This window comes from Rothia sp. HMSC08A08, from assembly GCF_001808385.1.
GTDB lineage: Bacteria > Actinomycetota > Actinomycetes > Actinomycetales > Micrococcaceae > Rothia > Rothia dentocariosa.
Map to the genome: position 1 here is coordinate 1 of NZ_KV793053.1, position 1,778 is coordinate 1,778.

Consider the following 1,778-nt stretch of genomic DNA (forward strand, 5'->3'; position numbering starts at 1 on the left):
TTGACTTCCTCTACCCCGTGAACGGGGTAAATTCCTACCAGTCACTACAACCAAACTAAGCTGTGGTGACTTTCGGTGGGTGAACAGCATCAACAACAACAGCATTTGCTAACAAACGTCTTACATCATCTCCGCAGTATTCGTTTAAACTCTCGGCAAGCCCTGCCGCGAGTAGGATATTAACCGCCGCATTCAAATCCCTATCCACATGGGACTGGCACCCAGTACAGGCCCATTCACGGATATTCAACAGCTTTCTACCATTAGGTGTACCGCAAATCGAGCAGATCTGGGTAGTAGGTGCGAACCTATCCACGCGGATAAGGGTTCTACCGTGTTCGGCAGCCTTCTCTTCAATCAACCGGTTGAGGTGTCCCCAACTAGCGTCCAACACACTCTTACCCAACCGGGTTCTAGCTAGACCCGTGATTGAGAGGGTTTCCAGGGTGATAACTTGGTTTTCGTTAACAATCTGGTTCGCTACATGGTGTAGGTAATGGGTTCGCACGTTTCGGACTTTCGTGTGGGCTTTAGCTACCCTGAGTCGTTGTTTGACATAACGGTTACTACCCTTTTTCTTTTTCGAGAGTTGTTTCTGTAATCGAGCTAGTTTCTTCTCGGCTTGTTTCAGAGGTCTAGTGTTAGCAAAGACGGTGCTTCCCCCGTTACTGTTCACCGCGATAGCTAGGTCTTTCAAGCCCATATCCACGCCTACCGCGTAGGCGGTAGGCTTCGGGGCTGGGGCGGGGGTGCTTTCGACAACGAAAGACACATAATACCTACCATCCGCTTCTTGGATCAGGGTTACAGAGGTTGGGGGTGAGGGTAGGTTACGTGAGAGGTTGAAGCGGACTTCACCAATCTTAGACAGTTTCACAAAACCTACCCCGTGAGTGGTTTGTCTAACCTTGAATGCTTGGGATGTAAACCTAGCAGCTTGCCGGGATGAGCGTTTCCTAAACCGTGGGGCACCAATCCTAACCCCTTTACGCTTACCTGTCACGGAGGTGAAAAAGTTAGTGTACGCCTTATCCAGATCCCGTAAGGACTGCTGTAAGGGTACAGCGGAAACGTCTTTCAGCCACGCTTTTTCAGGGGTCTGTTTCAGGTGAGTGAGTCGGGCAGAAAGCTCTTTACTAGAGGGCTTCTTCCCTGTGCCTTTATACTGTTCCTCTGAGTAGGCTAGAGCGTCGTTATAGACCACGCGTACACACCCAAACAGAGCAGCAATCGGCTGTTTTTGCCCTTTCTTGGGGTAGGCGCGGTAACGATAACGCTTGAGACTCATAACACCTATTATATACTTGGTGTCATGGATAATACCACTGATATAAGACGTGGTAGACATGCGATTTGGGATTTACATGTTCACTTGGTGTTCGTCACTAAATACCGGCGCAATGTCTTCACTAACACCATGCTCACCACCTGCGAAAGAACCATGCGAGAAGTCTGTGAAAGTTTCGGGGCAACCCTAGATGAGTTCAACGGGGAAACAGATCACGTTCACTTGCTAGTACGCTACCCAGCCACCGTGACTGTTTCTAAACTCGTGAACTCCCTCAAGGGGGTTTCCTCTCGTGTACTTCGGCGTGATTTTGAAGCTGAGATTACCCCGTTTTTATGGGGTGGCCATTTGTGGTCACGCTCGTATTATGCGGGGTCTGCTGGGGGTGCCCCATTGAGTGTTATTGCTGAGTATGTGAAGTCCCAGGCTCGCCCTGGTAGCTGATTCATCTCCACCCTAAAGGGTGGAGTCTTCTCAGAAAACTAGATAA

Annotated in this window: 2 protein-coding genes; one reads left to right on the plus strand and one right to left on the minus strand. The window is 49.6% G+C overall.

Annotation, left to right across the window (positions count from 1 at the left end; translation table 11 throughout):
• Nucleotides 1-55: 55 nt before the first annotated feature.
• Nucleotides 56-1,288 (minus strand): RNA-guided endonuclease InsQ/TnpB family protein, encoded by a 1,233-nt coding sequence (locus tag HMPREF3164_RS00445; RefSeq protein ID WP_070448438.1) that lies wholly within the window; start codon nucleotides 1,286-1,288, stop codon nucleotides 56-58.
• A 24-nt stretch (nucleotides 1,289-1,312) separates the two neighbouring features.
• On the opposite strand from HMPREF3164_RS00445, the gene tnpA reads away from it, so the two are divergent.
• Entirely contained in the window at nucleotides 1,313-1,732 is a 420-nt protein-coding gene (tnpA, locus tag HMPREF3164_RS00450) for an IS200/IS605 family transposase (protein WP_080972578.1), read from the plus strand.
• The last annotated feature ends 46 nt before the right edge of the window (nucleotides 1,733-1,778 follow it).